At 64.4% G+C, this 977-nt stretch carries 1 pseudogene; it reads left to right on the top strand.

Features of this window, described 5'->3' with window-relative positions:
- Window positions 1–76: 76 nt before the first annotated feature.
- Window positions 77–847: pseudogene (gene istB, locus AC3A5Z_RS24145) on the top strand (IS21-like element helper ATPase IstB).
- Window positions 848–977 lie beyond the last annotated feature (130 nt).

Here is a 977-nt window from a genome sequence, read left to right as displayed (position 1 = left end):
CCGGCCACTCTGCGCCTGGCGCATGAACCGGTGGCCGACTGTGCCCGCTACGACAGCCTCAGGAGGACCAGCCGACATGGAACGCACCCAAATCCTCGACCTGATGACCAGCCTCAAGCTCTACGGGATGCGCAGCGCTTATGACGAGGTCATGGGCAATGGCATCAAGCGTCAGCATGAGCCCCCTCGGATCGTGGGAGACCTGCTGCAATCGGAGATCGCCGAGAAGCAGGCCCGCTCGATCCGCTACCAGATGACCATCGCCAAGCTGCCGCTGGCCAAGGACATCGAGGAGTTCGACTTTACTGGCACGCCAGTCAACGCCAGCCTGGTGCGCGACCTCGCCACCGGCACTTTCGTCGCCGACCAGCGCAACGTGGTGTTCATCGGCGGCACCGGCACTGGCAAGACCCACCTCGCGATCAGCATCGACCGCGCCCTGATCCGGGGGGCACACGCGGGCGCTTCTTCAACGTCGTCGATCTGGTGAACCGGCTGGAGACCGAGACCAGAGGCGGCAAGCAGGGCCGCACTGCTGAATACCTTACACGCCTCGACTTCGTCATCCTCGACGAGCTGGGCTATCTGCCGTTCGCGCAATCCGGCGGCCAGCTTGTTCGGCGGGGCGACTGTCCACTGGACAGTCACCTTGTCCGCCTCACTCCACCTGATCAGCCGCCTCTACGAGCGCACCTCGGTCATCGTCACCACCAACCTCGCCTTCGGCGAATGGCCCACCGTCTTCGGCGACGCCAAGATGACCACCGCGCTGCTCGACCGTCTCACCCACCACTGCGAGATCATCGAGACCGGCAACGAGTCATGGCGCTTCAAGCACCGCGCCTGACGCACCCGATCAGGGCCTGAGCCGCCTGCACTCCTTGATCAGTTCCGGCGCCTCAGGCCCTGATCCCGCCCACCCGAGGGGGGTCAATATTCAACGCCGATACGGGGTCAGATTTCGGTGCCGATTGACA

The sequence above is a fragment of the Cereibacter sp. Soil_C_27 genome, assembly GCF_057657095.1.
This window is presented reverse-complemented; position numbering and strand designations above follow the sequence as displayed.